The 209-nt window shown below is 40.2% G+C and carries 1 protein-coding gene; it reads right to left on the bottom strand.

All coding sequences use genetic code 11. The features are described 5' to 3' along the window. On the bottom strand, positions 1–209 hold a 209-nt coding region (locus CBI42_RS13005), incomplete at both ends, for a hypothetical protein (protein ID WP_179211461.1).

Here is a 209-nt window from a genome sequence, read left to right as displayed (position 1 = left end):
CAGTTTTTTTATCCTTATTAATGGTATTTTGAGCAGTCGTAGTATGATCTGCCACTTTTGGAGTATTTACAACAGCCACATCTGCTGCGGACTTCTCATCAGTATTATCAGTCGACAGAGATGGATTGATTTCAACTTTTGCTGATTGAGAATGACTCTCGTCGTCTGACGCAGGGAGATTGACTTGTCCTTTTGGATTAGTACCATCT

The organism is Streptococcus sp. KR (assembly GCF_002238115.1).
GTDB lineage: Bacteria > Bacillota > Bacilli > Lactobacillales > Streptococcaceae > Streptococcus.
Note: the sequence above shows the minus strand (reverse complement) of the source record. Positions and strands in the feature narration are given on the sequence as shown.